This is a genomic window from Xanthomonas sp. JL1 (assembly GCF_038405005.1).
In genome coordinates, this window is the sequence record NZ_JBBYGR010000061.1 from 1 (window position 1) to 26,087 (window position 26,087).

At 64.2% G+C, this 26,087-nt stretch carries 16 protein-coding genes, 1 other RNA gene and 5 pseudogenes; 15 read left to right on the forward strand and 7 right to left on the reverse strand.

Annotated elements, in window-relative coordinates; genetic code table 11:
• Positions 1-332: integrase core domain-containing protein (locus WJW29_RS14385; protein ID WP_146762021.1), on the forward strand; the 332-nt coding region annotated here is incomplete at its 5' end.
• Between the two features lie 222 nt (positions 333-554).
• On the opposite strand, the gene rho is transcribed toward WJW29_RS14385, so the two are convergent.
• Together rho and trxA are read right to left on the reverse strand one after the other, a co-directional pair.
• Positions 555-2,444, reverse strand: a complete 1,890-nt coding sequence (gene rho, locus WJW29_RS14390; protein ID WP_041182317.1) for a transcription termination factor Rho — start codon at positions 2,442-2,444, stop codon at positions 555-557.
• A gap of 216 nt (positions 2,445-2,660) precedes the next feature.
• A complete protein-coding gene (trxA, locus tag WJW29_RS14395) occupies positions 2,661-3,002 on the reverse strand; it encodes a thioredoxin TrxA (RefSeq protein ID WP_011260615.1) in 342 nt (113 codons plus the stop codon).
• Between the two features lie 198 nt (positions 3,003-3,200).
• On the opposite strand from trxA, the gene rhlB reads away from it, so the two are divergent.
• The 6 genes from rhlB to rpoH all read left to right on the forward strand — a co-directional run bounded on the left by rhlB (position 3,201) and on the right by rpoH (position 9,281).
• Complete coding sequence (rhlB, locus tag WJW29_RS14400; RefSeq protein ID WP_011260614.1) at positions 3,201-4,925, forward strand: ATP-dependent RNA helicase RhlB; 1,725 nt, start codon at positions 3,201-3,203, stop codon at positions 4,923-4,925.
• 75 nt (positions 4,926-5,000) lie between these two features.
• Complete coding sequence (gene ftsE, locus WJW29_RS14405; protein ID WP_011409654.1) at positions 5,001-5,687, forward strand: cell division ATP-binding protein FtsE; 687 nt, start codon at positions 5,001-5,003, stop codon at positions 5,685-5,687.
• Complete coding sequence (gene ftsX / locus WJW29_RS14410) at positions 5,684-6,634, forward strand: permease-like cell division protein FtsX (RefSeq protein WP_011260612.1); 951 nt, start codon at positions 5,684-5,686, stop codon at positions 6,632-6,634. Before ftsE ends, ftsX begins: the two co-directional genes overlap by 4 nt.
• An 8-nt stretch (positions 6,635-6,642) precedes the next feature.
• Positions 6,643-7,485 (forward strand): response regulator, encoded by an 843-nt coding sequence (locus tag WJW29_RS14415; protein WP_011409653.1) that lies wholly within the window; start codon positions 6,643-6,645, stop codon positions 7,483-7,485.
• Complete coding sequence (gene ung, locus WJW29_RS14420; protein WP_011260610.1) at positions 7,482-8,207, forward strand: uracil-DNA glycosylase; 726 nt, start codon at positions 7,482-7,484, stop codon at positions 8,205-8,207. The genes WJW29_RS14415 and ung overlap by 4 nt, the downstream gene beginning before the upstream one ends.
• Before the next feature lie 198 nt (positions 8,208-8,405).
• The gene (gene rpoH, locus WJW29_RS14425) at positions 8,406-9,281 is read left to right on the forward strand and encodes an RNA polymerase sigma factor RpoH (RefSeq protein WP_010370120.1); all 876 of its coding nucleotides are present in this window, start codon (positions 8,406-8,408) and stop codon (positions 9,279-9,281) included.
• Positions 9,282-9,362: 81 nt separating this feature from the next.
• Here the strand turns inward: rpoH and WJW29_RS14430 are convergent.
• Both WJW29_RS14430 and WJW29_RS14435 read right to left on the reverse strand, forming a co-directional pair.
• A pseudogene (locus tag WJW29_RS14430) lies at positions 9,363-9,975 on the reverse strand (trimeric intracellular cation channel family protein); the annotation flags it as partial.
• A gap of 49 nt (positions 9,976-10,024) precedes the next feature.
• On the reverse strand, positions 10,025-11,317 hold the full coding sequence (locus tag WJW29_RS14435) for an NAD(P)/FAD-dependent oxidoreductase (protein ID WP_041182316.1): 1,293 nt from the start codon (positions 11,315-11,317) through the stop codon (positions 10,025-10,027).
• A gap of 206 nt (positions 11,318-11,523) precedes the next feature.
• Between WJW29_RS14435 and WJW29_RS14440 the strand changes: the two are divergent.
• From WJW29_RS14440 to groL, 5 genes and pseudogenes are all read left to right on the forward strand, one after another.
• Positions 11,524-12,015, forward strand: a pseudogene (locus WJW29_RS14440) (hypothetical protein).
• Positions 12,012-12,836, forward strand: coding sequence for an NYN domain-containing protein (locus tag WJW29_RS14445; protein WP_011260605.1), 825 nt, complete (start codon positions 12,012-12,014; stop codon positions 12,834-12,836). Before WJW29_RS14440 ends, WJW29_RS14445 begins: the two are co-directional and overlap by 4 nt.
• A gap of 58 nt (positions 12,837-12,894) precedes the next feature.
• Positions 12,895-13,487: pseudogene (locus WJW29_RS14450) on the forward strand (IS4 family transposase); the annotation flags it as partial.
• A gap of 397 nt (positions 13,488-13,884) precedes the next feature.
• Entirely contained in the window at positions 13,885-14,172 is a 288-nt protein-coding gene (locus WJW29_RS14455; RefSeq protein ID WP_003483210.1) for a co-chaperone GroES, read from the forward strand.
• A gap of 136 nt (positions 14,173-14,308) precedes the next feature.
• The gene (gene groL / locus WJW29_RS14460) at positions 14,309-15,949 is read left to right on the forward strand and encodes a chaperonin GroEL (RefSeq protein WP_011260602.1); all 1,641 of its coding nucleotides are present in this window, start codon (positions 14,309-14,311) and stop codon (positions 15,947-15,949) included.
• Positions 15,950-16,249: 300 nt separating this feature from the next.
• On the opposite strand, the gene xopX is transcribed toward groL, so the two are convergent.
• Positions 16,250-18,358: a XopX family type III secretion system effector gene (gene xopX, locus WJW29_RS14465; RefSeq protein WP_011260601.1), complete on the reverse strand. Its 2,109-nt coding sequence runs from the start codon at positions 18,356-18,358 to the stop codon at positions 16,250-16,252.
• A 376-nt stretch (positions 18,359-18,734) separates the two neighbouring features.
• On the opposite strand from xopX, the pseudogene WJW29_RS14470 reads away from it, so the two are divergent.
• Positions 18,735-21,524 (forward strand): annotated as a pseudogene (locus WJW29_RS14470) (TonB-dependent receptor).
• Positions 21,525-21,528: 4 nt separating this feature from the next.
• Here WJW29_RS14470 and WJW29_RS14475 read toward each other — a convergent pair.
• Positions 21,529-21,605, reverse strand: a non-coding RNA gene (locus WJW29_RS14475) — sX9 sRNA.
• Between the two features lie 794 nt (positions 21,606-22,399).
• Between WJW29_RS14475 and WJW29_RS14480 the strand changes: the two genes are divergently transcribed.
• Complete coding sequence (locus tag WJW29_RS14480) at positions 22,400-23,473, forward strand: 3-deoxy-7-phosphoheptulonate synthase (protein WP_011260598.1); 1,074 nt, start codon at positions 22,400-22,402, stop codon at positions 23,471-23,473.
• Positions 23,474-24,060: 587 nt separating this feature from the next.
• Positions 24,061-25,436, forward strand: a pseudogene (locus tag WJW29_RS14485) (hypothetical protein); the annotation flags it as partial.
• 60 nt (positions 25,437-25,496) lie between these two features.
• Here WJW29_RS14485 and WJW29_RS14490 read toward each other — a convergent pair.
• On the reverse strand, positions 25,497-26,054 hold the full coding sequence (locus WJW29_RS14490; protein WP_113114264.1) for a transposase: 558 nt from the start codon (positions 26,052-26,054) through the stop codon (positions 25,497-25,499).
• Positions 26,055-26,087 lie beyond the last annotated feature (33 nt).

Sequence of the window (26,087 nt, forward strand, 5' to 3'; positions counted from 1 at the left end):
GTGGCCTGCCGAAGATGATCCGCACCGACAACGGCAAGGAGTTCTGTGGCAAGGCCATGGTCGCCTGGGCGCATGCCAATCGTGTGCAGCTACGCCAGATCCAGCCTGGCAAGCCGAACCAGAATGCCTACGTCGAATCCTTCAACGGCCGGCTACGCGACGAATGCCTCAACGAACACTGGTTCCCAACGCTGCTGCATGCGCGCACCGAGATCGAACGCTGGCGCCGCGAATACAACGAACACCGCCCCAAAAAAACAATCGGCGGAATGACGCCGGCGGCCTATGCCCAGCAGTTGGCCAATAGCGATATCATCAACCCCGGACTCTAAACCCGACTGCTACTCAGGATGGGGGGACGTCGGACGATTACCCCGATACTCCGCCATATGCGGAGTATCGGCGGTTGGCGTAAAGCGTCTGTCTGCAGCGACCGGCCCGCCCGCCGAGTCTTCACTGCCGTAGCGCAGGCATCGGGACCTGCGTCGTTGTCGTCCATCCATAAAAAACCCAGCAACGCGGGGCTTTTTCGTTTCGATAAAAGCCGACCGAAATTAGCGCTTCATCGAACTGAAGAACTCGTCGTTGGACTTGGTGGTCTTCATCTTGTCCAGCAGGAATTCCATCGCGGCGATTTCGTCCATCGGGTGCAGCAGCTTGCGCAGGATCCAGATCTTCTGCAGCAGCTCCGGCTCGATCAGCAGGTCTTCGCGGCGCGTGCCCGAACGGTTGATGTCGATTGCCGGGTACACACGCTTTTCGGTGATGCGACGGTTCAGATGCACTTCGCTGTTGCCGGTGCCCTTGAACTCTTCGTAGATCACCTCGTCCATCTTGCTGCCGGTTTCCACCAGCGCCGTCGCGATGACGGTCAGCGAGCCGCCTTCTTCCACGTTCCGCGCCGCACCGAAGAAGCGTTTCGGGCGGTGCAGGGCATTGGCGTCCACACCACCGGTGAGCACCTTGCCGGAGCTGGGCACCACGTTGTTGTAGGCGCGCGCCAGACGGGTGATGGAGTCCAGCAGGATCACCACGTCCTTCTTGTGCTCGACCAGGCGCTTGGCCCGCTCGATCACCATCTCGGCGACCTGCACGTGGCGCGCAGCCGGCTCGTCGAACGTGGAGGAGATGACTTCGCCGCGCACGGTGCGCTGCATTTCGGTCACTTCTTCCGGGCGCTCGTCGATGAGCAGCACGATCATGTGCACTTCGGGGTGATTGGTGGTGATGGCCGTGGCCACCTGCTGCATCATCATCGTCTTACCGGCCTTGGGCGGAGAGACGATCAGTGCACGCTGACCCTTACCCTGCGGCGCCATCAGATCCAGGATGCGGCCGGTGATGTCCTCGGTGGAGCCATCGCCACGCTCCAGACGGAAGCGGCGACGCGGGAACAGCGGGGTCAGGTTCTCGAACAGCACCTTGCCCTTGCTCGCTTCCAGCGGCTCACCGTTGATGGTGTCGACGATCGACAGCGCGAAATAGCGTTCGCCGTCCTTCGGGAAGCGGATGCGGCCGGACAGATGGTCGCCGGTGCGCAGATTGAAGCGGCGGATCTGGCTGGGCGAAATATAGGTATCGTCCGGGCCGGCCAGGTAGCTGGCTTCCGCAGCACGCAGGAAACCGAAGCCGTCCGGCAGGATTTCCAGCACGCCATCGGCGGCAACGCCTTCGCCATGACGGGTGAGCACCTTGAGCAGGGCGAAGATCACGTCCTGCTTGCGCGCACGCGCCACGCCTTCCTGGATATTGAGCTGATCGGCGATATCCAGCAGCTTCTGCGCCGGCATCCGCTTGAGATCGCTCAGCGAATAGACCGGGAAGCCTTCCGGCACGGCCGGATGCGGACGCGCGATGAATGGCTCGTTGCTGCCATCGGACGAAGGCATGCCGCCGCCTTCGTTACCGAAACGATCACGCGGGCCGCGGTCGCGGCGGTTGCGGAACCGGTCGCGTCGATTGCCCTGCTGGTTCTGGCCTTGCTGATTCTGACCTTGACCCTGTCCGCCCTGACCTTGCTGGTTCTGGCCGGCGTTCTGGTTCTGGCCTTGTGCCTGGGCTTGAGCCTGCTGCTGGCCTTGCCCCTGGCTTTGAGCCTGATTCTGGTTCTGCTGTTGCTGCGCCTGGTTGAAGCGCTGCTGCTGCGACTGGCCGCCCTCGCGGGACTCGCCGTGGGTGTCGCCACCGTGGTTGGCGCTGGGCGCCGGACCGGCGTGTGCGCCATCGCGGGACGTCTGCGTCGGTGCCGGGTCGGCAGCGCGCGACGGTGCCTGCGGGGCACGGGGTGCTTCGGGTGCGGGGCTGGCGGGCAAGGGCAGATTGGGCTGCTGTGCGCCACCGTCTTCATCGGTGACGGCGGTCTTGCTCACGCGCGGCTTGCGCACGCGCTTCTCGACGGGAGCGTCGACGCTGCTCCCGGTATCGGAGGAAGGATGATCGGACAAGTGCGTGATTCCTCGCTAAGGTGCGAGCGCCCAGCTAGGGGGCGAACTATTGGTAGATGGGAGCCTAGAAGATTTTCTAGAGGGGTACGGCGGCGCACGAACGTGTGCCGGATCCACTGACACTATCACCGCGGCGCGTGGCCGCGCAAGCGTCTTTGGGCGCAGGATTTAACTGACGGCGCATCATCGGGCGCCCATCGCTGGACGCCCGTCTGCTCAGGCGGCGGCGTCGCCCAACGTCTTGTCGATCATCTGGGTCAGCTGGCCCTTGCCGACGGCGCCGATCTGGGTCGCCTGCACTTCCCCGTTCTTGAACAGCAACAACATCGGGATCGAGCGCACGTGGTACTTGATGGCCAGCGCGCGGTTCTGGTCCACATTGACCTTGGCGACCTTCAGGCGGCCCTGGTAGGTGTCGGCCAGATCGTCCAGCACCGGTGCGATCATCTTGCACGGGCCACACCACTCGGCCCAAAAATCCACCAGAACCGGTTCGCCGGATTGCAGTACCGCTGTATCGAAGTCGGCATCGCCGACATGTTGAACCTTATCGCTCACGTTGGGTCTCCTGGAAACCAAAACGGCCCACCCGAACGGGCAGGCCGCTACATTGCGTTAAACTGGGGCATTGCGCGACTGAATCAAGTGTCAGTCCTAAAGCCGCGCTGTCCGCCACAAGAGCCGCAGTTTGCGACGCTGTCGGCATCGATGCAAGCCGCGCCCGGGCTGCCCTGGGCGCCTCACGAAGACGGAATAATGAGCGACAAACCGCTAACCGATGTGACCTTTTCCTCGTTCGACCTGCATCCGGCGTTGGTCGCCGGGCTGGAGAGCGCAGGGTTTACCCGCTGTACCCCGATCCAGGCGCTGACCTTGCCGGTCGCGCTGCCGGGCGGCGATGTCGCCGGCCAGGCCCAGACCGGCACCGGCAAGACCCTGGCGTTCCTGGTGGCGGTGATGAACCGCCTGCTGAATCGCCCGGCCCTGGCCGACCGCAAGCCCGAAGACCCGCGCGCGCTGATTCTGGCGCCGACCCGCGAACTGGCGATCCAGATCCACAAGGACGCGGTCAAGTTCGGCGCCGACCTCGGCCTGCGCTTTGCGCTGGTCTATGGCGGTGTGGACTACGACAAGCAGCGCGAACTGCTGCAACAGGGCGTGGACGTGATCATCGCCACCCCGGGCCGCCTGATCGACTACGTCAAGCAGCACAAGGTGGTGTCGCTGCACGCCTGCGAAATCTGCGTGCTGGACGAAGCCGACCGCATGTTCGACCTGGGCTTCATCAAGGACATTCGCTTCCTGCTGCGGCGCATGCCCGAGCGTGGCACCCGGCAGACGTTGTTGTTCTCGGCCACGCTCAGCCACCGCGTGCTGGAGCTGGCTTACGAGCACATGAACGAGCCGGAAAAGCTCGTCGTCGAGACCGAGACCATCACCGCCGCGCGGGTGCGCCAGCGCATCTATTTCCCGTCCGACGATGAGAAGCAGACGCTACTGTTGGGTTTGTTGTCGCGTAGCGAAGGCGCGCGCACGATGGTCTTCGTCAACACCAAGGCATTCGTCGAGCGCGTGGCGCGCACCCTGGAGCGGCATGGCTACCGCGTCGGCGTGCTGTCGGGCGACGTGCCGCAGAAGAAGCGCGAGTCGCTGCTCAACCGCTTCCAGAAGGGCCAGCTCGAAATCCTGGTGGCCACGGACGTGGCCGCGCGCGGTTTGCACATCGACGGCGTCAAGTACGTCTACAACTACGATCTGCCGTTCGACGCCGAAGACTACGTGCACCGCATCGGCCGCACCGCGCGTCTGGGTGAGGAAGGCGATGCGATCAGTTTCGCCTGCGAGCGCTACGCGATGAGCCTGCCGGACATCGAGGCCTACATCGAGCAGAAGATCCCGGTCGAGCCGGTGACCTCCGAGCTGCTGACGCCGTTGCCGCGTGCAGCGCGCGTGCCGGTGGAGGGCGAAGAGGCCGATGACGAGGCGGGCGACAGCGTCGGCACGATCTTCCGCGAAGCGCGTGAACAGCGTGCTGCCGAAGAACAGCGTCGTGGTGGCGGCCGCAGTGGTCCTGGCGGCGGGTCGCGCAGCGGCAGTGGTGGCGGCCGCCGCGATGGCGCCAGCGCCGGTGCCGATGGCAAGCCGCGTCCGCGCCGCAAGCCGCGGGTGGAAGGCGAAGCGCCTGCGGCTGCGGCGCAGACCGAAAAACCGGTGGTTGCTGCCGCAGCGGCGCAGGCGCCTTCCGTTGGCATGGCCGATGCCGAACGCGCACCGCGCAAGCGTCGGCGTCGTCGCAACGGTCGTCCGGTCGAAGGTGCCGAGCCGGCAGTGGCATCCACCCCGATTGCCGCGCCTGCCGCACCGCGCAAGCCCACCCAGGTGGTTGCCACGCCGGTGCGCGCGGCAAACAAGTCGTCGGGCAGCCCGTCGCTGCTCGGCCGGATCGGCCGCCGGCTGCGTTCCCTGGTCTCGGGCAACTGACCGTTTGCGGTATTGATCGCATCGCCGCGCATCGGCGGTGCGACGCAAGCACTGACGCTCCGGCATAATCGCCGAATGACCGTTCTGCGTTTCGACAACGTCAGCAAGCACTACGCCGGTGGCCACCAGGCGCTGACCGATGTCAGCTTCGAAGTGGCCGACGGCGAGATGCTGTTCGTGACCGGCCACTCCGGCGCCGGCAAAAGTACCTTGCTCAAACTGATTCACCTCAGCGAACGCCCGAGTCAGGGCGCGGTGCTGCTGGGCGAACGCAACCTGCTCACGGTGCGTGGCCGGCAAATTCCGCTGCATCGGCGTCAGGTGGGTGCGGTCTATCAAGACCACCGCCTGCTCAACGACCGCAGCATCGCCGAGAACGTGGCGTTGCCGCTGATCCTGCGCGGCACCCGGCGCGCCGAGATCGGCAAGCGCGTGCGCTCCGCGCTGGAGCGCATCGGGCTCGCCCATCGCGAAAAGGCCTTGCCGTCGCAGTTGTCGGCGGGCGAGCAGCAACGCGTGGGCATCGCACGCGCCATCGTTGGTGAACCGCGCCTGCTGGTGGCCGATGAGCCAACCGGTAATCTGGACCCGGCACTGGCCGCAGAAATCATGCAGCTGTTCGCCGAACTTCCTGCGCGTGGCACCAGCGTGCTGGTGGTCAGCCATGACCTGGCCCTACTCAAGCAGATGCGCAAGCGCGTGCTGATTCTGGATCACGGCCGCCTGGTCGACGACATCTCGCCGCAGGACCTGGCCGAATGAGCAAGCCCGCCAATACCGAAACCGTCGCGCCGTCGCGATTCGGCGTCTGGATCGATCACCATCTGCACAGCATCGCCTTCAGCCTGGGCCGTGCGATGCGCAAGCCGTGGGCCACCTTGCTGACCATCGTGGTGATGGCGCTGGCGCTGGCGCTGCCGTTGGGGCTGTCGATTGCGCTGGGCAACGTCAAGCTGTTGGCCGGCAGCGTGCAGCAGTCGCGCGAAATCAATCTGTTTCTGAAGGTCGACGTGGCCGCCGACGCGGCGCAGGCGCTGGCCGGCGAGCTGCGTGCGCGCCCGGATGTCGCCAAGGTCACCTTGCGCACGCCCGAGCAGGGTCTGGCCGAGCTGCGCGAGAGCGCCAAGCTCGATGAAGCCGCCGATGCGCTAGGCGAGAACCCGTTGCCCACCTTGCTGATTGTCACCCCCGCCGATGCGGCCGACGACGCGCAACTGGCCAGCGCGCTGCAGGTGCTACCGCAGACCGATCAGGTGCAGCACGATGCGCTGTGGCGCAAGCGTCTGGATGGCTGGCTGCACTTCGGCGAGCGCCTGGTGCAGGTGCTGTCGGCCTTGCTCGGCATCGGTGCGGTGTTGGTAGTGGGCAACACCGTGCGGCTGGACATTCAGTCGCGGCGTGAAGAAATCGGCGTGCTGCAGTTGCTCGGTGCCAGCGATGGCTTCATCCGTCGCCCGTTTTTGTATCTGGGCGCGTGGTACGGGCTTGGTGCTGGCGCCGTTGCGCTCGCTTTGATTGTCGCCTCGGGCCTGGCGTTGCGTGCGCCGCTGGCGACATTGGCCGACAGCTACGGCAGTTCTTTTACCCTGCGCGGGCTGGATCTGTTGCATGCTGCGATGGTGCTAGTCGGCACACTCGTGCTGGGATGGTTGGGCGCCTGGCTGGTGACCGGCCATTTCCTTCGCCAGACCCGCCCCACCGAGACCTGAGACCTGCCATGCATCCACCAGATCTCAAACACCTGATCAGTGCCGCGCCGCGCGTGATGGTGGTCGATGGCTCCAAGCTGGTGCGCAAGCTGATCGCCGACGTGCTCAAGCGCGACCTGCCCAACGTGCAGGTGATCGGCTGTTCCAGCATCGCTGAAGCGCGTGAGGTACTGGAAGCGGGCGCAGTGGATCTGGTGACCACCTCGCTGTTGCTGCCCGATGGCGATGGCCTGACCCTGGCGCGCAGCGTGCGCGAAACCGCCGGGCAGGCCTATGTGCCGGTAATCGTGGTCTCCGGCGATGCGCAGCAGCATCTGGTGGAGCGCCGCTTCACCGAGTACGTCACCGATTATTTCGACAAGGCGCTGGGCCATGAAGCCCTGGCCACCTTCATCCGCGGCTACGTGCAGCCCGAACCGGTGGTGGGGGCGATCGTGCTCTACATCGAAGACAGCCGTGTGGTGGCCGAGGCGACCAAGCGCATGCTCGAGCGCCAGAGCCTGAAGGTAGTGCACGTGCTCACCGCCGAAGATGCGTTTGCACTGCTCACCGCCGAATCGCTGGGTCGCACCGAGCGCCGCATCGACATGGTGCTGACCGATGTGACCCTGAAAGGCGAGCTCAACGGCCGCGACGTGGTCGAGCGCATCCGCATCGATTTCGCCTACGGCAAGCGCCGCCTGCCGGTGCTGGTGATGACCGGCGATACCAACCCGCGCAATCAGTCCGAATTGCTGCGCGCCGGTGCCAACGATCTGGTGCAAAAACCGATCGAAGAGCGCCTGCTGGTGACCAAGGTGCTGTTCCAGCTGCGCCTGGCACGTCTGGAGGATCAGGCGGTCACGCTATGACCGAAGTGGAAGCGCGTATCCAGCTGGAACCGTCGTGGAAGGCAAAGGTTGGCGACTGGTTGCTGTGCTCTCAGATGCAGGAGCTGTCTGCCTTCCTGCGCCAACGCAAGGCGGTCGGCGCGCGCGTGTTTCCGCCTGGCCCGCAGATCTTCGCTGCCTTCGACGCCACCCCGTTCGATCAGGTCAAGGTCGTGATCCTGGGTCAGGACCCGTATCACGGCGAAGGCCAGGCGCACGGGCTGTGTTTTTCGGTGCTGCCGGGCGTGCCGGTGCCGCCGTCGCTGCTCAACATCTACAAAGAGATACAGGACGATCTGGGCATCGCGCGGCCGGATCACGGCTACCTGATGCCCTGGGCGCGCCAGGGCGTGCTGTTGCTCAATGCCGTGCTGACGGTGGAGCAGGGCCGGGCAGGCGCTCATCAGAACAAGGGCTGGGAAGGCTTCACCGATCATGTGGTGGAAACCCTCAACCGCGAGCGCGAGGGCTTGGTGTTCCTGCTCTGGGGCAGCTACGCGCAGTCCAAGGGCAGGGTCATCGACCAGGCGCGCCATCGCGTGTTCAAGGCGCCGCATCCGTCGCCGTTGTCGGCGCATCGCGGCTTCCTGGGCTGCCAGCATTTCTCCAAGACCAACGCGCATTTGCAACGGCGCGGGATCAGCCCGATCGACTGGTCGCTGCCGCCGCGCAATGAGTTGGACACCACCTCCGCTGGCGCCTGAACGGTGAGGCCGGCAGCCCGTTTCGCAACCGATTTGTCACGGTTTGCATAGGAGCTGAGTGGTAGCGTATCCGTCGAGATCGGGGTGCTGAGCTGTAGAACAACGGTGACGCAAAAAGCCCGAACGTTCTATAAATGGAATGCTGGGAACTCTTTCTGTACCCGGCAGTCCAATAGTTCGACTGCTAAGATGGTGCCTATGAACCAGACTACTTCGACTGCCCTTGTGGCAAACAATCTCCCGATTCCCAGTGCGCTCGGTTCGCTGGACGCCTACATCGGTGCCGTGCACCAGATTCCGGTGCTGTCGGTCGATGAGGAGCAGAATCTGGCCCGCCGCTTCCGCGACGAGCTGGATTTGGACGCCGCGCGCGAACTGGTCCATTCCCACCTGCGCTTCGTGGTGCATGTGGCCCGCGGCTATAACGGCTACGGCCTGCCGCTGGGCGACCTGATCCAGGAAGGCAATATCGGCCTGATGAAGGCGGTCAAGCGCTTCGACCCGGACATGGGCGTGCGTTTGGTCAGCTTCGCGGTGCACTGGATCCGTGCCGAAATGCACGAGTTCATCCTGAAGAACTGGCGCATCGTCAAGGTCGCCACGACCAAGGCGCAGCGCAAGCTGTTCTTCAACCTGCGCAAGTCCAAGACCCGTCTGGGCTGGCTCAATGCGTCGGAAGTGACTGCGGTCGCCAAGGACTTGAACGTCTCAGAGCGTGAAGTGATGGAGATGGAGTCGCGTCTGTCGGGTCGCGACATCGGTTTCGACGCCTCGTCCGACGAAGACGACGATCACGGCCCGCCGTCGCCGGTGAGCTACCTGGTCGCCAACGAAGAAGACCCGTCGCAGGCGTACGAGCGCCACGACAGCGAAGACAACCAGTTGCAGTTGCTGCGCGAAGGCATGGCCGGTCTGGATACGCGTTCGCGCGACATCGTCAAGCGTCGCTGGCTGGATTCGGATTCCAAGGTGACGCTGCAGGAGCTGGCCGATGAGTACGGCGTGTCGGCCGAGCGTATCCGCCAGATCGAGGCGAATGCGCTGAAGAAGATGAAGGCGCTGTTCGTCGCCTGATCCTTTCGATCGTGCGATCGCTGTTGTACAAACGGCCCGGTTTTCCGGGCCGTTTGCAGATGTGGTGTTACGCGATTGCGACTCCGGCGCGCGCGCCACCGGCAGATGCCACCCATAGTGGATGGCCATAAAGCGTAGGCCGAAACACACCTCGGCACCGGTTGCCAGCGACCAGGCCTGCGGCACCTCCAAGATGTGCCCGATCGCAACCAGCCCGCCACCGGCGAGCGCGGCGACGGCATACAGTTCGGCCTGCAACACCACTGGCGTGCGTGCCACCAGCAGATCGCGCGCGATACCGTCGCCGATGCCGCTGAGCATGCCCAGCAGCGTCGCGCTCAGTGGGCTGAGGTGGTAGTCCAGCGCCTTGCTGGTGCCGTAGACCGCAAATAGCGCCAGCCCGGCCGCGTCGAAGATCTGCACCGGGTTGCAGCCGCTCCACCGCTGCGTGCCACTAGAACCCGGCAACGCCGGCCAGGCAGGCGACCAGCAGATACTGCGGCTGCACCAGCGCGGCCGGCGGTGTGGCACCGATCAGCACATCGCGCACGATGCCGCCGGACACCGCGGCCGCGCAGGACAGCACCAACACGCCGAACAGGTCCAGACGGTTGCGCACCGCCACGGTCGCCCCGCTGAGGGCGAACACGAAGGTGCCGAGCAGATCCAGCAGAAACAGGACAGTTGCAACCATCAGGCCATCGACTCAGGCCGCACAGCATCGCGCACGGCCTGCGCTGCTGTCATCCGTCCTTGCTGCTGGGTGGAGTGTCGTCGGTGGCGCCGCCGAAGATGATGCGCGCGGCGCGCTGGTAGCTCCAGTACGCCATCGCCCAGTTCACCAGTACGACGAACCGATTGCGGAAGCCGATCAAAAAGTACACGTGCGCAGCTAGCCAGAACCACCAGGCGACGATGCCGGACAGCTTGAGCTTGCCCACATGCACGATGGCGGCCATGCGGCCGATCGTGGCCAGGTTGCCGTAGTCCTGGTAGCGGAACGCCGGCGCGGTCTGGCCGCGATGCCGCGCCCGGATCGCCTTGGCGATGTGCTTGCCCATCTGTTTGGCGGCCGGTGCCACGCCCGGCACCGGGCGGCCGTCCTGCTGCACTGACGCCAGATCGCCGCCGACGAAAATTTCCGGGTGGCCCGGCACGCTGAGGTCGGCCTCGACCAGCACGCGGCCGGCGCGATCCAGCGGCACGCCCAGTGTGCGCGCCAGCGGCGAGGCGGCCACGCCGGCGGCCCACACCACGGTGCGCGCCGGCACGAAGGTATCGCCGAGCTGGTAGCCCAGCGCATCGATATGCGTGACCGGCGCGCTGGTGTGCACTTCCACGCCCAGGTGTTGCAACTGCTTGCGCGCCTTGTCGGTGAGATCCTCCGGAAACGACGGCAGCACGCGCGGGCCGGCTTCAACCAGGCGCACCCGCGCCTGCTGTGGGTCGATGTGGCGGAACTCGTTCTTGAGCGTATGGCGGGCGATTTCGGACAGCGTGCCGGCCAATTCCACGCCGGTCGGTCCGCCGCCAACCACCGCAAAGCTCAGCCAGGCGGCGCGTGCGGCGGGGTCGGATTCGGCTTCTGCGCGTTCGAATGCGAGCAGCAGCTTGCGCCGCAGCACCAGCGCGTCATAGAGCGTTTTCAGGCCAGGTGCGTGTTCGGCCCACTGGTCGTTGCCGAAATAGGCATGCGTGGCGCCGGTGGCCAGCAGCAGCATGTCGTAGCCGAGCGTGTTGCCATCGGCCAGGACCACCTCACGGCGGCTTGGTGCGATATCGGTGACATCGCCGAGCAGCACTTCGACATTGCGTTGCTCGCGCAGGATGTGCCGCAGCGGTGCGGCGATGTCCGGCGCCGACAGGCCGGCGGTGGCGACTTGGTATAGCAGCGGCTGGAACAGATGATGGTTCTGCCGGTCGATCAGGGTGATGCGGATGTTGGGGTCATCGAGCGCGCGGGTCGCCCATAAGCCGGCGAAACCGCCACCAACCACAACAAGATGCAGCGGGGCTTGGGAGGGGGGAGCGGTCATCGTAAGGTCCGATGGAGTGCGACGCGGGCTCGACAGCATGCCGCATCCGCAATGAACAGGCCGCGTTAGCGCGTCCCTGCTGCGGCAGCATGTCGCATCTCCCGCGTCCGGTCGCCGCATGTCGTCGCTACCGCCCCGTTGCCGCCATTGTCGGCTGTACCGCCCCGTTGCCGCCATTGTCGGCTGTACCGCCCGCTGGGCCGCCGCTGGTTCCATCAGCGCCTGCCGCCCAAAAGCTGCCCAGTGGCGTCGCGATCGGGCTGATCGGCGTGGTGACCTGTGTGGTGCTGTTCGGGTTGCTGGTGCGCGGTGCACGCATCTGGCTGATGTCGATGAGGTGATCGCTTTTTGCCGATCAGGCGCGCAGCGCGCTGCAGGACGATGCGGTGGTGCGGGAACATATCGGGCAAATCCCCGAGATGCGGGTGGATCTGTATCGCACCGGTCTGGCACCGGGTGGCGACGCGTTCGTGTTCGATGTGGAAGGCGATCGCGGCACCGGGCGCGTGCATGCCACCTGGGTCAGCGACGGTGCCGAACGCGAGATCCTGCGTTCGGGCGTGCTCACGCTGCGCGATGGTACCGAGTGCACATTGCCGGCCGAGACCAACGTGGAGGAGCGTGAGATGGACACCGACACCGACACCGACACCGACTTCAAGACCGAATCTGCCGAATCCCTGGAGCAAAGAGCATGATCGACAATCCCGACAAACGCATCGCGCTGCTGATCGATGCAGACAACGCGCCTGCCGGCAAGATCGATGTGGTGCTGGCGGAAGTGGCGCGCTACGGCGTGGCCAACGTGCGCCGCGCTTACGGCAACTGGAAGAGCCCGCAACTGAAGGGCTGGGAGGCGGCATTGCACGATGACGCAATCCGGCCGATCCAGCAATTTGCCTATAGTTCCGGCAAAAACGCCTCGGACATGGCGATGGTGATCGATGCGATGGACCTGTTGTACGCGCGCAATCTGGATGGATTCGCCATCGTCTCCAGCGATGCCGATTTCACGCCGCTGGTGATGCGGCTGCTGACCGACGGCATGAAGGTCTATGGCTTCGGCGAGAAGAAGACACCGGCGCCATTCGTCAATGCGTGCTCCAAGTTCACCTATGTCGAGGCGCTCGGGCAACAGGCTGCAGCGGCCAGCGAAACGGCTGCCGGTCGCAAGGACGCCACCGCATTACGCAGCGATACGCGTCTGGTCCAAATGCTACGCAACGCGATCGTCAGCGCCTGCGAAGACGATGGTTGGGCACTGCTGAGTGCAGTGGGTAAACAGGTCGCCAACCAAGCCTCGTTCGATCCACGCAAATACGGCTATCGCAAGCTCAGCGACCTGGTCCGCGCGATCGGTCTGTTCGAGATCAAGCAGGACGAACAGGCAGTGTGGGTGCGCGACACGCCCACGGGTGGGCGCGCCAAACCGGCGCAGCCGGCCGCTGCGAAGGCGCAACCCGTAGCAGCGCCCAAGCGCCCGACGCGCGTTCCAGCCAAAGCTGCAGCAGGGGGCTGAGCACGACGCAGAATGCAAATGCGCCTACCGCCGCGATACCCGCCATCACGATCTGGGGCTGGCGTCCAACCGTGCACGCGCATTGCCACCGATGCAGGCCAATCGCAGCGATCCACTCGATTGCCGTCTGGTGCTCTATGCCAAGACCCCGCGGGGACGTCAGCAACGCAACCAGCGCTCACCCGACAAGGTCTCGCGTGCATCATCCAGTTTGAAAGCAGCAGCGCGTGAGCGCGAGCCGTGGTTGATCGTTGCCTCCCCACAGCTGCAAGCGCCCAGCGCAACGCAGTTGGTCAACTTGCACGCACGACGGATGCAGATCGAGTTGTGGCATTTCGGGATCTGAAGTCGCATCGCTACGGTCAGGCGATGGAAGACAGCCTGACCCGTCGCGGCGAGCGGTTGCAGATCCTGTTGTTGCTCAACACGCTGGCCAGCTTCGCCAGTTGGCTGGCGGGACTGGGATGCGAAGCCACCGGTAGCGCCCAGTGGCTATCGCCACGCAGCAGCACACGCAAGCTCTACTCGACGCTGCGCGTCGGCCGCGAGGCGCTGGTCAGGCGCTGGCCCATGGAACCGGTCTCACGCTGGCTAGAACGCTTGCGCACACTGCCTGACACAGTGCGCGAGCAGATGACATTGGTGCTGTAAAACGTGGGGATACCTAAGAACCTGGTTCCATTTCTAGGGCGTTGTGGGCTGAGTGCGGTGGTGTGAGAGGGGTGTGGAACGATCGACGGCGGTGCTGACTTTTGCGGCGTGTCTGGAGGGTTGTCCGCCGGCATCGCAATCACGCCCGCCTCTGTCGGGCCGCACGCCCGCACGTCGTCTGGAGCATTGCAGTGCAGTCGCAATGGTCTCTGTAAGAGACTGGCGCGATGAAAAAATTTTTACTGCCAGCCCTTGAAAGCCGCCCACGCAGCACAATCTCTTGCCTGCACCCGCTTCGTCGGGTTTTTTCCGCGCGCTGTGCTGGCAGTCGTCATATGCGAGTGCTAACATCGCCGATAATTTCCAGACCAATCATACACTTAAGAGGGTCTTCTCTATGAGCATCAAGCCGCTTCACGACCGCGTTGTAGTCAAGCCGATCGAAGCCGACGAAGTTTCCGCCGGCGGCATCGTGATCCCGGACTCCGCCAAGGAAAAGTCCACCAAGGGTGAAGTCGTCGCCATCGGCGCCGGCAAGCCGCTGGACAACGGCAGCCTGCGCGCGCCGGTGGTCAAGGTGGGCGACAAGGTCATCTACGGCCAGTACGCCGGCAGCAGCTACAAGTCCGAAGGCGTCGAGTACAAGGTGTTGCGCGAAGACGACATCCTGGCCGTCATCGGCTGAAGCCGTTGACGGTGGGAGTCGGAAGTCGAGATGCGGGATTGGTTCAGTGCGCCCAGCGCAGCCCGTCCCGCATCTCCTCCGCAACCCGCGCTAGCCAATCCCCAATCCCCAATCTCAAATCCCGGAGTTACAACCAATGGCTGCTAAAGACATTCGTTTCGGTGAAGACGCACGTACCCGCATGGTTCGTGGCGTCAACGTGCTTGCCAATGCCGTGAAGGCCACCCTGGGCCCGAAGGGCCGCAACGTCGTGCTCGAAAAGAGCTTCGGCGCCCCGACCATCACCAAGGACGGCGTCTCCGTCGCCAAGGAAATCGAACTGGCCGACAAGTTCGAGAACATGGGCGCGCAGATGGTCAAGGAAGTCGCTTCCAAGACCAACGATAACGCTGGCGACGGCACCACCACCGCCACCGTGCTGGCGCAGGCCCTGATCCGCGAAGGCGCCAAGGCTGTGGCCGCCGGCATGAACCCGATGGATCTGAAGCGCGGTATCGACCAAGCCGTCAAGGCTGCGGTCGTCGAGCTGAAGAACATCTCCAAGCCCACCACCGACGACAAGGCGATTGCCCAGGTCGGCACCATCTCGGCCAACTCGGACGAGTCGATCGGCAACATCATTGCTGAAGCGATGAAGAAGGTCGGCAAGGAAGGCGTGATCACCGTTGAAGAAGGCTCGGGCCTGGAAAACGAGCTGGACGTGGTCGAGGGCATGCAGTTCGATCGCGGCTACCTCTCCCCGTACTTCATCAACAACCAGCAGAGCCAGTCGGCCGACCTGGACGACCCGTTCATCCTGCTGCACGACAAGAAGATCTCCAACGTGCGTGACCTGCTGCCCGTGCTGGAAGGCGTGGCCAAGGCCGGCAAGCCGCTGCTGATCGTGGCGGAAGAAGTCGAAGGCGAAGCGTTGGCGACCCTGGTGGTCAACACCATTCGTGGCATCGTCAAGGTCGTGGCCGTCAAGGCACCGGGCTTCGGCGACCGTCGCAAGGCGATGCTGGAAGACATGGCCGTGCTGACCGGCGGCACCGTGATCTCCGAGGAAGTGGGCCTGGCGCTGGAAAAGGCGACCATCAAGGACCTGGGCCGCGCCAAGAAGGTGCAGGTTTCCAAAGAAAACACCACGATCATCGACGGCGCTGGCGATTCGGCCGCGATCGAGTCGCGCGTCGGCCAGATCAAGACCCAGATCGAAGACACCTCGTCCGATTACGACCGTGAAAAGCTGCAGGAACGCGTGGCCAAGCTGGCCGGCGGCGTTGCAGTGATCAAGGTTGGCGCCTCGACCGAAATCGAAATGAAGGAAAAGAAGGCACGCGTCGAAGACGCCCTGCACGCCACCCGTGCAGCCGTCGAAGAAGGCGTGGTCCCGGGCGGCGGCGTGGCCCTGGTGCGTGCGCTGGTGGCCGTCGGTAACCTGACCGGTGCCAACGAAGACCAGACCCACGGCATCCAGATCGCTTTGCGCGCCATGGAAGCCCCGCTGCGCGAAATCGTCGCCAATGCCGGCGAAGAGCCGTCCGTGATCCTGAACAAGGTCAAGGAAGGCACCGGCAACTACGGCTACAACGCGGCCAACGGCGAGTTCGGCGACATGGTCGAATTCGGCATCCTGGACCCGACCAAGGTCACCCGTTCGGCGCTGCAGAACGCCGCCTCGATCGCCGGCCTGATGATCACCACCGAAGCCATGGTGGCCGATGCACCGAAGAAGGACGAGCCGGCAATGCCGGCCGGCGGTGGCATGGGCGGCATGGGCGGCATGGATTTCTGATCCAGACGGCGCAAGCCGACCGCAACACCGCAGTCAAAAGAGCCCCGCAGCGATGCGGGGCTCTTTTTATGCGGTGGGGCTGCGCAGCGTCGTGCCGGTTGCAGAAGCATGCGCGACGAGCGGCACACGCTTCTGCTTGCCAGCCAGCCGAGGTGAACACTGCAGTCTGGAACGACAGCGCACGCGTCAGGACATCCATGGCGTGCGATCTCCTCGTCGCGGCTCTGGATCCAAGCAAACCCCGCCGCGAGGCGGGGCCTGGATCATCGGCGCGCAGTTGCGCGCCCCTGTCTTGCAGCATCAATGCAGCGTCGAAGGACGGTCGGCTGTTGCGTCATCGCTGGTTGACAGGTGTGGCGGACTGTTTTGCGATGTTGCTGCGATGGGCACGGCGACGCTGCCATCCTCCTCGATCTCGGTGATGGTGACGCCGCTGGTGTTCGGCCGCGCCGCGGCGCTGGCGTCCTGGATCGCCTGCAGCGCGGCGTCTGGAGCGAGGTGCTCCTCGTAAGCCTGCAAGTGCTGCGGCGACAGCTGCAGCAGATACTGCAACGTACGATGCGTCGTCTCCTGCAGCTCCTCGGGCGTGGAAGCAACGGTGGTTGCCAGCTGCCTGCCGTCGGGCCCGGTGAACAGCCGGCTGATCTGCCGTCCACCCCAGTTCATCGCCGACTCGGTGGCGTTGGCGACCGGACCCGGCATCGTCATCGCCATCAGTGACATGATCGCACCCGCATAGTAAGGCGAGGCGGACGACGCTTCGATCAGGCTCCGGTCGGCGAAGGTCTTGGCCAGTTTCTCGGCAGTCAGTGCCATGGCAATCACCATGCTGCCGCCGCACATGGCCTTGAAGCGCTCCATCGTGTCCTGCCGGTTCGCATTCTTGTTGAAAGCCGACTGCAACATCACCGTCGTCACGACCGCGGTATCGGCCAGCGTATCCACCGTCCCTATCCGGTCCGGCTGAATCAGGTAAATCGCCGAACCGCTCACCGCGGTACCCAGCAAGGCCAACGACAATTTTGAGGCAATGTCGTTGTTAGATAGCTGCCGTGGAATCGACTCAGACCGGCCCGGGCCCGGGCCCGGGCCGTGCTGTAGCACAGTGCTCAGACGCTGGCAGCAGCGATCGACCGTTTCCAGCAGTTGGGTGCACTGGGCGTTGAGCGTGCGGGTGAGTTCATGCCCCTGGCCCGGCCCGGTGAAGTCTCGGCGCACCTGTTGAAATGCATCCCGGCCGTCGAGCAGCACGGCTGCGATCTGGTCGAGCTGCGTGCGTAGTTCCGCGCTGATCTGGCCGGGGGTCATGCCGGCGCGCGTTCGCTGCGCGTAGTTGGTGAAGCCCAATTGGTGCGCAGCACTCGCGTGCAACCGCGACGCCTGGTCGCGCGCGCGATTGCCCAAGGCGCTGATGCTGCTCCAGAGAAAGGGGGTGACCATGATCGCCGCGCAGGCCGTTGCGGCGGCTGCGCCAAACCCCATGTTGTTTTCCACTGCCTCGGCTTGATGTCGCACAGCCTCGTTGCCGGCCTTCTTGGTGATTTCCAATGGCAGGAACAAACCATTAAGCAGGTAGGCATACAGATGCAGCTCGTTGGCGTCGCGTCCGAACTGCCCACCCCCAATGAGCGGGATGGGAAGGCCATCGGCGGTAGAGCGTAGTGCGGATGCCGACAGCATCAACACACCCCTGGCGGCGAGTGCAAGCGAATACGAAAAGGTCTTGGCCTGATTCGCCATGAACGGGCTTGGCACGAGCAGTGGCCAGGCATTTGCCAGGTTGAGCAGTGCCTTCAGCGCACGACCGGTTGCCGGCGTTCCGTGCTCCAGCGGATGCAGTGCGTCTTCGACCGCTTTGATATCGCTCAGGAATGCGTTACGGAAGCGCTCTTCCAGTCCGTTTTCAGGGTTTGAAATGGCCCCGCGGAGCTGCGTGATGGCTGCGCTCAAACGCGCCAGGCTATGGGGCGCGGCCTGCTCTTGATCGAGCTGACGCACCATCTGCAGGAATGCAGGATCGTGCGCCTGGGACTCCAGCATGGTGCGTAAATCGGAGATCGACCATAGGCCGTGGGCCGCCTGCGACAGGCCCGTAATCGCGTGCTGCGTGCCGGTTGCCAGTGCTGAGCGCGCGCGCGCGAGCAGTCCTGTTTCGGTCGATGGTGCCGGCGTGGCTGCAGGCGCCGTTTCGTTGGAGGATGCCTCTGCCACCGTCGCGTGACTTGCAGTGGCGGGAGCGGAGGTGCTTGCGCGTCGACGGGGAGACAGGGCCGCCAAGGGCGCCGCGACCGGTGTCTGTGGCGGTGATGCAGATGTCTGTCCCGCCACGCCGGTGTCGAGGTGCGTTTGCTCGTGTGATGTCGCGCTGGGGGATGACGATTCTTCGATTTGCCGCGGTTGGATCCTCATGGCGTAGTACCTTCGGGGAAAGTGGGGGGGGGGACGACGACGGTCCCACGCCCGATGATCGGAACAGGCGCAGCCACAGCATGCGGCAAGTGCGAAATGTTGCACTGAAAGCAGAATCGAACAGCCGCTCGCTTGAATATCTGCTCAATAAATCACCCGAAGTCGATCTATCTGCCCGATGTCGCGTTCACAGCGCTGTCGCTGCATAGCAGTTTTGTTGGGCACGTGAGGCAGGGGGGCCATACCCGCACTGGGTATGCCGTGATCGACGACGTCTCTTTTCTAGACCTAAATCGGGGACTCCAGCATGCACCGTTACCAACGGGCTCTTCTCGCGTTCTGCACTGTGACTGCGCTCTATGGCATTTCACCGGCGATGGCGCAACAAACCACAGACCTCGGCGAAGTGGTTGTCACCGGCTCGCGCATCAAACGCGCGCAGGTTGAAGGCGCGCAGCCGGTGGTCACCATCAGCGCGCAGCAGATCCAGCAGGAAGGCTTCGCCACCGTCTACGGCGTGCTCAACAGCATGAATCAGCAGGGCTCGGTGGAAGCCGATACGCAGTGGGGCTCGCATACGCCCAATGCCTGGCCGATCAATCTGCGCGATTTGGGGCCGGGCCGTACCCTGCAGCTGGTCAACGGCCATCGCGTAGCCCATTACCCGCTGCCCTACGGCGGCGAAAGCAATTTCTCCAACTACAGCAATATTCCCTCCGCAGCCGTGGAGCGCATGGACATGCTCACCGGCGGTTCGTCGGCGATCTACGGCTCCGATGCAGTGGCCGGCGTGATCAACGTGATCCTCAAGTGCGACTACCAGGGCGACCACGTGCGGTTGCGCGGTGGCACCGCGACCGAAGGTGGACGCGATAGTTTCGACGTGTCGTGGGCCGGCGGGCGCACCGGCGAGAACTGGAGCCTGACCTACGCGCTGCAGGCCACCAAGCGCGACTCATTGAGCGGACGCGATCGCCCTAGGATGGACGATGCGCACGACATGTCTTATTCCAATTGGACCGGGCAGAACCGCTTGTACGGCTTCAATCCGTTCACCGGTATGAGCCTGATCGATGCCAATACCAACGCGCGCCTGGCGCCGCCGGCCGGCACCTGCGCGCGCTTGGGCAGCGAGTTCATCGACGGGCAACGTCTGAGCTACAACCAGAACACCGGCGCGCTCACCAACGCCGGCAGTTACTGCGGCGTGGCACACGATGATGGCGACTGGGGTCTGGTCACCGGCAGTGAGGACTATACGGCGTCTCTCTATGGCACCTGAAAGTTCGGCGAACACACCGAAGCCTGTGTCACGCTATCGGCCAATCGCAGCATCGGCCGCTGGACCTACGACCCGCCTTACGCCTATCTGGGCCCGTTCCAGGACGCGGACACCGGTCGTTCGTTGGACCTGATCCGCCAGCTCACCCGGCGCGAAGCCGGCGGCTGGGACCGGCTGGCCAACGACAACAAGGAACAATCCTGGGATCTGAGCGCCGGCTTGCGCGGCGTGTGGGCCGACCGTTTTGATTGGGAATTGAGCGTGGGCCGCTCGCGTTACACCGTCGACGCATACATTCGCACCGTGGACACCGCGCGTGCCACCGACTACTTCCTCGGCAGCTCCCTCGGCACCGCCGCCGATGGCACGCCGATCCATGCGATCAACCAAGCGCGCGTGTACACGCCACTTTCGCCAGACCAATACGACGCGCTGGTCGCCAAATCGCACAACTCGGCGTATTCGTGGGTCAATCAAGCCAGCTTCAGCGTAAGCGGCGATGTGGTGCAGGGCTGGTCCGGTCCGATCCGCTTTGCCACTGTGGCCGAAGTCCCAAAGCAGGGCTATCAACTCTCGCCCGACCCGTGCGCCAACGAGTCTTACCCGGTGGATGTGGTGGACAGCGGTGGTGGCGAACGCATGCGCAGTTCGGCCGGTCTGGAATTCCGGATTCCGTTGCTCTCCACGTTGAGTGCGAATGTGGCCGGCCGTTACGACCGCTACGGCAATTACCGTTCTTCGGCCGCCATCCCCACCGATGTGGGCACGCAAAGCGACACCACCTGGAGCGCAGGTCTGGAATGGCGGCCGGTGGAAAGCCTGCTGGTGCGCAGCACCGTGGTCACCAGTTTCCGCGCGCCGGACATGCATTATGTGCTGGGCGAACCCAGCTCCACCAACCAGACGGTGATCGATCAGTCCCGCTGCATTTCCTCGGGCGCGTATTTGATCGGCGGCTGTAACGACGAGAACAACAGCATCTTCTACACCGTGGATGTCAATCGCCGCGGTACCCCGGATCTACGCTCGGAGACCGGTCGCTCGTTCGCCGGTGGCGTGGTGTGGGACATCGCACAAGGCTTGTCGTTGAGCCTGGATTACTACCGCATCCAACTGGATGAAATGATCAAGGATCTGGACTGCGACGAGATCCTATCGGCCGAAGCCGGCTGCCGTACCGGCACCACCATCAGCGGCGGCACCTGGAACACTCCCGGGGGCGCCGGCTACTGCGAGACCATCACCTCGCGCGTGCTGCGCAATGCCGACTGCACCATCGCCAGCATCGAGCGCGGCCCGATCAACCTGGCGCAGATGGAAACCTCCGGCATCGATGCCGCGCCGAAGTATCGCCTGGCCACCGCAGGCTGGGGCAACTTCCAGTTGTCGCTGGACTACAACAACCTGATCGCCTATCGCGAGCAGATCTATCGCATCGACAGCGACGAAAACCGTCGCGACGAACGCGTGCGCAGCCGCGTGCGTGGCAGCGTGCATTGGGACAACGGCGGCGCCTGGGATTGGACCGTGTACTTCCGCCGGATCGGCTCGATGCGCGCCGTCAACTGGGGCACCTGCGAACGCTTCGATGACGGCTATCAACCCAGCGCCTCCGATGCGTGCCTGGTGACCGATACCGCCAACGTGCACCTGGGCGAAACCAGCAAGCGCTACTTCGGCCGCGCGGGCCCAGCGATCTACTGTAACCTGAGCGCCGGTTAGAAGATCACTGACCACGCCAAGCTCAATTTCTACGTCAACAACGTCTTCAACGAACTGGGCTACGACCACAATGAGCGCTTCTACGGTTATGGCCTCTACAACACGACGCTGTTCGACCCGATCGGCCGCGAAGTAGCCGCGGAATATGTGTTTACATTTTAAGAGCGGCTAACAACACGTCGCGAGCAGCTGTCAGGTGGGCGCGGACGGCGCGCCCAGAACCGCATTGGACGCGTGGTACATGCCGGTTCCGAGCACCCGCGCCCGCCTGGCGGTGAGCGCAGTCGTTTTGTTAGCCGCTCGCAGTGATTGCAGCGCATCCGCACGTCACGGTTGGTGCCGTGGCGTGCGGGTGCCTTACGTGTGTGTTGCGGCAGCGATGAATCTGCAATCGCAACGGCAATCGCCTCTATCGGCGAAGCCGACACGGGGCGTTCGGCCACCGCTGCATTGACGTCGCATGACGCGACGGTCGGCACGGACATGTCTGTGGCGTGGTGGCGCGTTGATCGCGACGCACTCGGTAGGCCGCGGGGGCCGTGTCGAAACACGCGCGGCCGTTTGAAGTGGCGATGCGCCGGGCGGACTGTGAGATTTACCGAGGCGGCCGGTGCGATCATTGCTTGATTGTTTGTTCGCATCGAGCCGATTGGCTGCAGCGATGTCGCCGCTCGACAGGGGGGCATCGGCCCTGCAACCTGTGCCCAAATCACTGCTGCAACGGTAATTGCGCTCCTCTGTACGTGTCTGCCAGCAGCTGCAAAGGACGGTTGCCCAACCCCGTCCCCGGTTCCGTTGCCGATGAAACAGTAGCAACGCGCAAATGTGCGTGGTATCAATGCACGCATGAACGCACCCCGCAGCCAGTTTTATTTTTGGTACTACGGTTTTCCAATGCCGCTGGCGGAGGAAGGATTGCGCTCACCCTGAAGGACACTTCAGCAGCATTCCCAAAAAGCCGCCAGCGCACACTGGCGGCTTTTTTGTTGCCGCCTTGCCTGGCTCCCCGATGCAACACCGCCCACCGAGACACTGTTATGCCGCCTGTGACCGATGACCTGCGTATCCGCAAGATCGAAGCCCTCGCACCGCCTTCGCAGCTGCTGTCGCTGCTGCCCTGCGATGAGCGCGCCTCCGAAACCGTGACCAACGCGCGCGCTGCGCTGCACAAGATCCTGCACGGGCGCGACGACCGCCTGGCGGTGGTGATCGGGCCCTGCTCGATCCACGACCCGGTGGCGGCGATGGAGTACGCGCAGCGCCTGCGCCCATTGCGTGACCAATTCGGCGACGCGCTGGAGATCGTGATGCGGGTGTACTTCGAAAAGCCGCGCACCACCATCGGCTGGAAGGGCCTGATCAACGACCCGGATCTGGATGGCAGCTTCCAGATCAACAAAGGCCTACGCGTAGCGCGCGGCTTGCTGCGCGACATCAACAATCTCGGCTTGCCGGCCGGCGTGGAATTTCTCGACATCATTTCGCCGCAATACATCGCCGATCTGGTGGCCTGGGGCGCGATCGGTGCCCGCACCACCGAGAGCCAGGTGCATCGCGAAATGGCGTCCGGCCTGTCGTGCCCGGTGGGCTTCAAGAACGGCACCAGCGGCGACGTCAAGATTGCGGTGGACGCGGTAGGCGCGGCCTCGCATCCGCATCATTTCCTGGCCGTGACCAAGGACGGACATACCGCCGTGGCAGCCACGGCAGGCAATCCGGATTGCCACGTGATTCTGCGCGGCGGCAAGCAGCCCAACTTCGATGCAGCCAATGTGGAAGCGGCCAGCCAGGTGCTCAACAAGTCGGGCTTGCCGGCGCGCCTGATGATCGATGCCAGCCACGCCAACAGCAGCAAGAACCCCGAGAACCAGCCCAAGGTCATCGACGACATCAGCAATCAGCTGGAAGCAGGCGAAACGCGCATCGTTGGCGTGATGGTGGAAAGTCACCTTGTCGGAGGGCGCCAGGAATTGCTGCCGGGTTGCGCGCTGACCTACGGGCAGAGCATCACCGATGGCTGCATCGGTTGGGATACGTCGGTGCAGGTGCTGGAACGTCTGGCGACAGCAGTGCGCGCGCGGCGTGCGCGACGGATTGCCGAGGCTGCGTGAGTCATGGACTGCAGCATCAGCGGTGGCAACGCGTGCTGATGCTGCATGGCGCATCGCCAACGGCGAGCTATGACGGGGCAACGCGCTGGCTGGCGTGCAACGAGGCTTCGCTCGCACCTTCCACCGGCACTGCAGTGAGGAGATCGCGCGACTCGCGCGTGAGCGTGTTGATGGCCGCTGCAGGCCAGGAACGTCGGGCCGGCGCAGGCAGCCGGCCCGACGGATTGGACACCACCGAGTGATGACCCGTTTCGCTCACTGGAAGGAGGGGGAGAGAGCCTTCCTGTCACCTCAAGCGAACGGGCAGTAACGTTATCCGCCCAACGCGTGACCTTGCGATGTCGCTGCATGTCGGCGGCAGCAATGAAGTTTGAGAAGCGTTAAAACTACGGCCTGTTGATGCCGAGCCTTCAGCACAACCCCAGTGCACGCACCCAACGGGATGCAAGCTTGCAATAGCGATTGGCCGCTTGCCGATCGCCAAGCTCTACCGCCACCCCCAATCCCCATGACGGCAATGGCCGTATTCACGCGTCGCGGTCGGCACAACCGCGATAGTGACGGCAGACTCTTTCCTGCCTGTGCCCATGCCCTCACTTCGCGACCGCTTCCAGCGCTGGCCACGGCCGTGGCGTCGTGCAGTGGTCGCGGTGCTTGCGCTGTACGCACTGTACCTGCTGGCCGGCAACCTCTATCTCAACACCCCGCTGTTCGACGCCAGCACCAACCGGCAGCCGCACACGTTCACCATGCAGACCGGCCCGGCGCTGACGCTGTTCCCGGGCGAGGTCATCGCCTTCAACGTGCGCATGCGCGGGCAGGCCAATCGCACCGTGTATGTCTCCATGCCGACCGCGCGCATGCACGTATTGCTCTGCTGGCCTTGTTTCGGCGCGAAGTCCGTTTGCCTTGGCTGCACGCCACCGGGGTGAGCGCGGAAGTGGATACATCCGATACGCCGATTCCACCGCCGTCGCGTGGCGACCAGGGCTGGACCTTGCGCTTTGATGCGATCACCAGCAACAGCATCCGCAGCGCGCGTCTGGGCAAATTGCTGATCGCCGGGCAGGGGCACGGCAAGATCGGCTTTCTGAAGCAACTCAAGGGCGGGCCATCTGCGCTGTTTCCTTCCGAAGCGGGCTTTACCGATGCGGTGGTCAGCTACGACGGGGTGCAGGTGTTCAACGGCGCGCAGCTGGATGCGCAGTTCCAGTTTCCACGCCATTACCGCGACCAAGCACCCGGCTTGCGCAAGCTCGGCATCACCAGAGCGCGGCTGCAGTTGAAGGCCAATACGGTGGCGTTGAAGATCGATACCGGCGCGCCGCACGTGGACGTCAGTAGCGGACCATCGGCAGCCCGCGTGGAGGCCGATATTCGCCTGGACGGTGGCGCGCTACAGCCGGGCAGCCGTGCGGTGTGGAGGCTGCCGCTGCTGGCCGGCGTCGGTGCCACCGATCGCGGCATGCTCGCGTTGCAACTGGACGTGGCCCAGGAGAGCCGCGTGCAGGCGCGGCTGCCGCGCGATGAGAAGACCGGCAGCGAACTGCACGCCGACCTGCGCATCGCCGGGCGCAGCGTTCCGCTCGAACAGCCGGCACAGTTGCTGCCGCGCATGTCGGGGCAGATGCGCGGGCTTTGGAAGTTCGAATCCTTGAACTGGATTGCCGAGCTGTTCGTGCGCAAGCCGTGGTTTCAGCTGGAAGCCGGCGGTCTGGTCGAGGCGGACCTGCGCCTTGCACAGGGGCGGCTCACTAGCGGCAGCACGCTGGATATTGCGCGCGTGGAAGCGGTGGCGCAGGTGTTCGACACGCGACTGGCCGGTATCGCCAAGGCGCACGGTCGCATCGACGATGCGGCGACCCCGCAGGCGCATCTGGACGTGAGCATTCCCACCTTCAAGGCGGCGCCGCGCGATGCGCCCAAACAACTCCTGCTGGAGGGCCGCGATCTGCAACTGGCCACCTGATTAGCACGCACTTTCAGCGGTGAACAGGGTGACATCACGCAGGGCCCGCTCGGATCACGGCTTGCTGGCGGCTGCGGCGGCCAGCAAGCTGGGCACCAGCCGGGTCAGATCGAAACGGCGGTTGAACCGCCACATCGTCTCTGCCAGGTAGCGCTGGGCGTATTTGGCGAATTTGAAGGCGTGATAGGCACCGTCCAGCGAACGCTTTAGGTTGGACAACACCACGTTGACCCAGCGTGCGTTCTCTGCCTCGCAGCGACTTCGACCGCTGCCTTCGATCACCGTGTGCGCGTGCTCGGCTTCCAGTGCTCGAAACGCACCGAGTCCATCACTGTAGACATCTGCTCCAGGATGCAGGCGTTGCCCGTTGCTGTTGTCCATCACCGTGCCCGAGCGCAGGCTGGTCTGGCGATAGCAGGCCGTGCACTGCCAGTACGTGGTGCCGTGACGCTGGAATCGACTGTGCGCAGTAGCGGCGCAACGCGGACAAACAAAGCCCTGTGGCCAGCGCGAGATCTCCAACGCCTGCTCGCACTGCTGCTCGTTGCCATAGCGCTTGAGGAACGCCGGCAACGACAGCCCGGCTTGGAACTGCACACGATTCATGGCCATGATCTGGTCTCGGTGGAGCGACGCTCCTAGCAT

Bases quoted from the DNA above. Each gene is read 5' to 3' on its own strand.
- rhlB (WP_011260614.1), top strand. From the start codon at position 3,201: ATGAGCGACAAACCGCTAACCGATGTGACCTTTTCCTCGTTCGACCTG.
- ftsE (WP_011409654.1), top strand. From the start codon at position 5,001: ATGACCGTTCTGCGTTTCGACAACGTCAGCAAGCACTACGCCGGTGGC.
- ftsX (WP_011260612.1), top strand. From the start codon at position 5,684: ATGAGCAAGCCCGCCAATACCGAAACCGTCGCGCCGTCGCGATTCGGC.
- WJW29_RS14415 (WP_011409653.1), top strand. From the start codon at position 6,643: ATGCATCCACCAGATCTCAAACACCTGATCAGTGCCGCGCCGCGCGTG.
- ung (WP_011260610.1), top strand. From the start codon at position 7,482: ATGACCGAAGTGGAAGCGCGTATCCAGCTGGAACCGTCGTGGAAGGCA.
- rpoH (WP_010370120.1), top strand. From the start codon at position 8,406: ATGAACCAGACTACTTCGACTGCCCTTGTGGCAAACAATCTCCCGATT.
- WJW29_RS14435 (WP_041182316.1), bottom strand. From the start codon at position 11,317: ATGACCGCTCCCCCCTCCCAAGCCCCGCTGCATCTTGTTGTGGTTGGT.
- WJW29_RS14445 (WP_011260605.1), top strand. From the start codon at position 12,012: ATGATCGACAATCCCGACAAACGCATCGCGCTGCTGATCGATGCAGAC.
- WJW29_RS14455 (WP_003483210.1), top strand. From the start codon at position 13,885: ATGAGCATCAAGCCGCTTCACGACCGCGTTGTAGTCAAGCCGATCGAA.
- groL (WP_011260602.1), top strand. From the start codon at position 14,309: ATGGCTGCTAAAGACATTCGTTTCGGTGAAGACGCACGTACCCGCATG.
- xopX (WP_011260601.1), bottom strand. From the start codon at position 18,358: ATGAGGATCCAACCGCGGCAAATCGAAGAATCGTCATCCCCCAGCGCG.
- WJW29_RS14480 (WP_011260598.1), top strand. From the start codon at position 22,400: ATGCCGCCTGTGACCGATGACCTGCGTATCCGCAAGATCGAAGCCCTC.
- WJW29_RS14490 (WP_113114264.1), bottom strand. From the start codon at position 26,054: ATGGCCATGAATCGTGTGCAGTTCCAAGCCGGGCTGTCGTTGCCGGCG.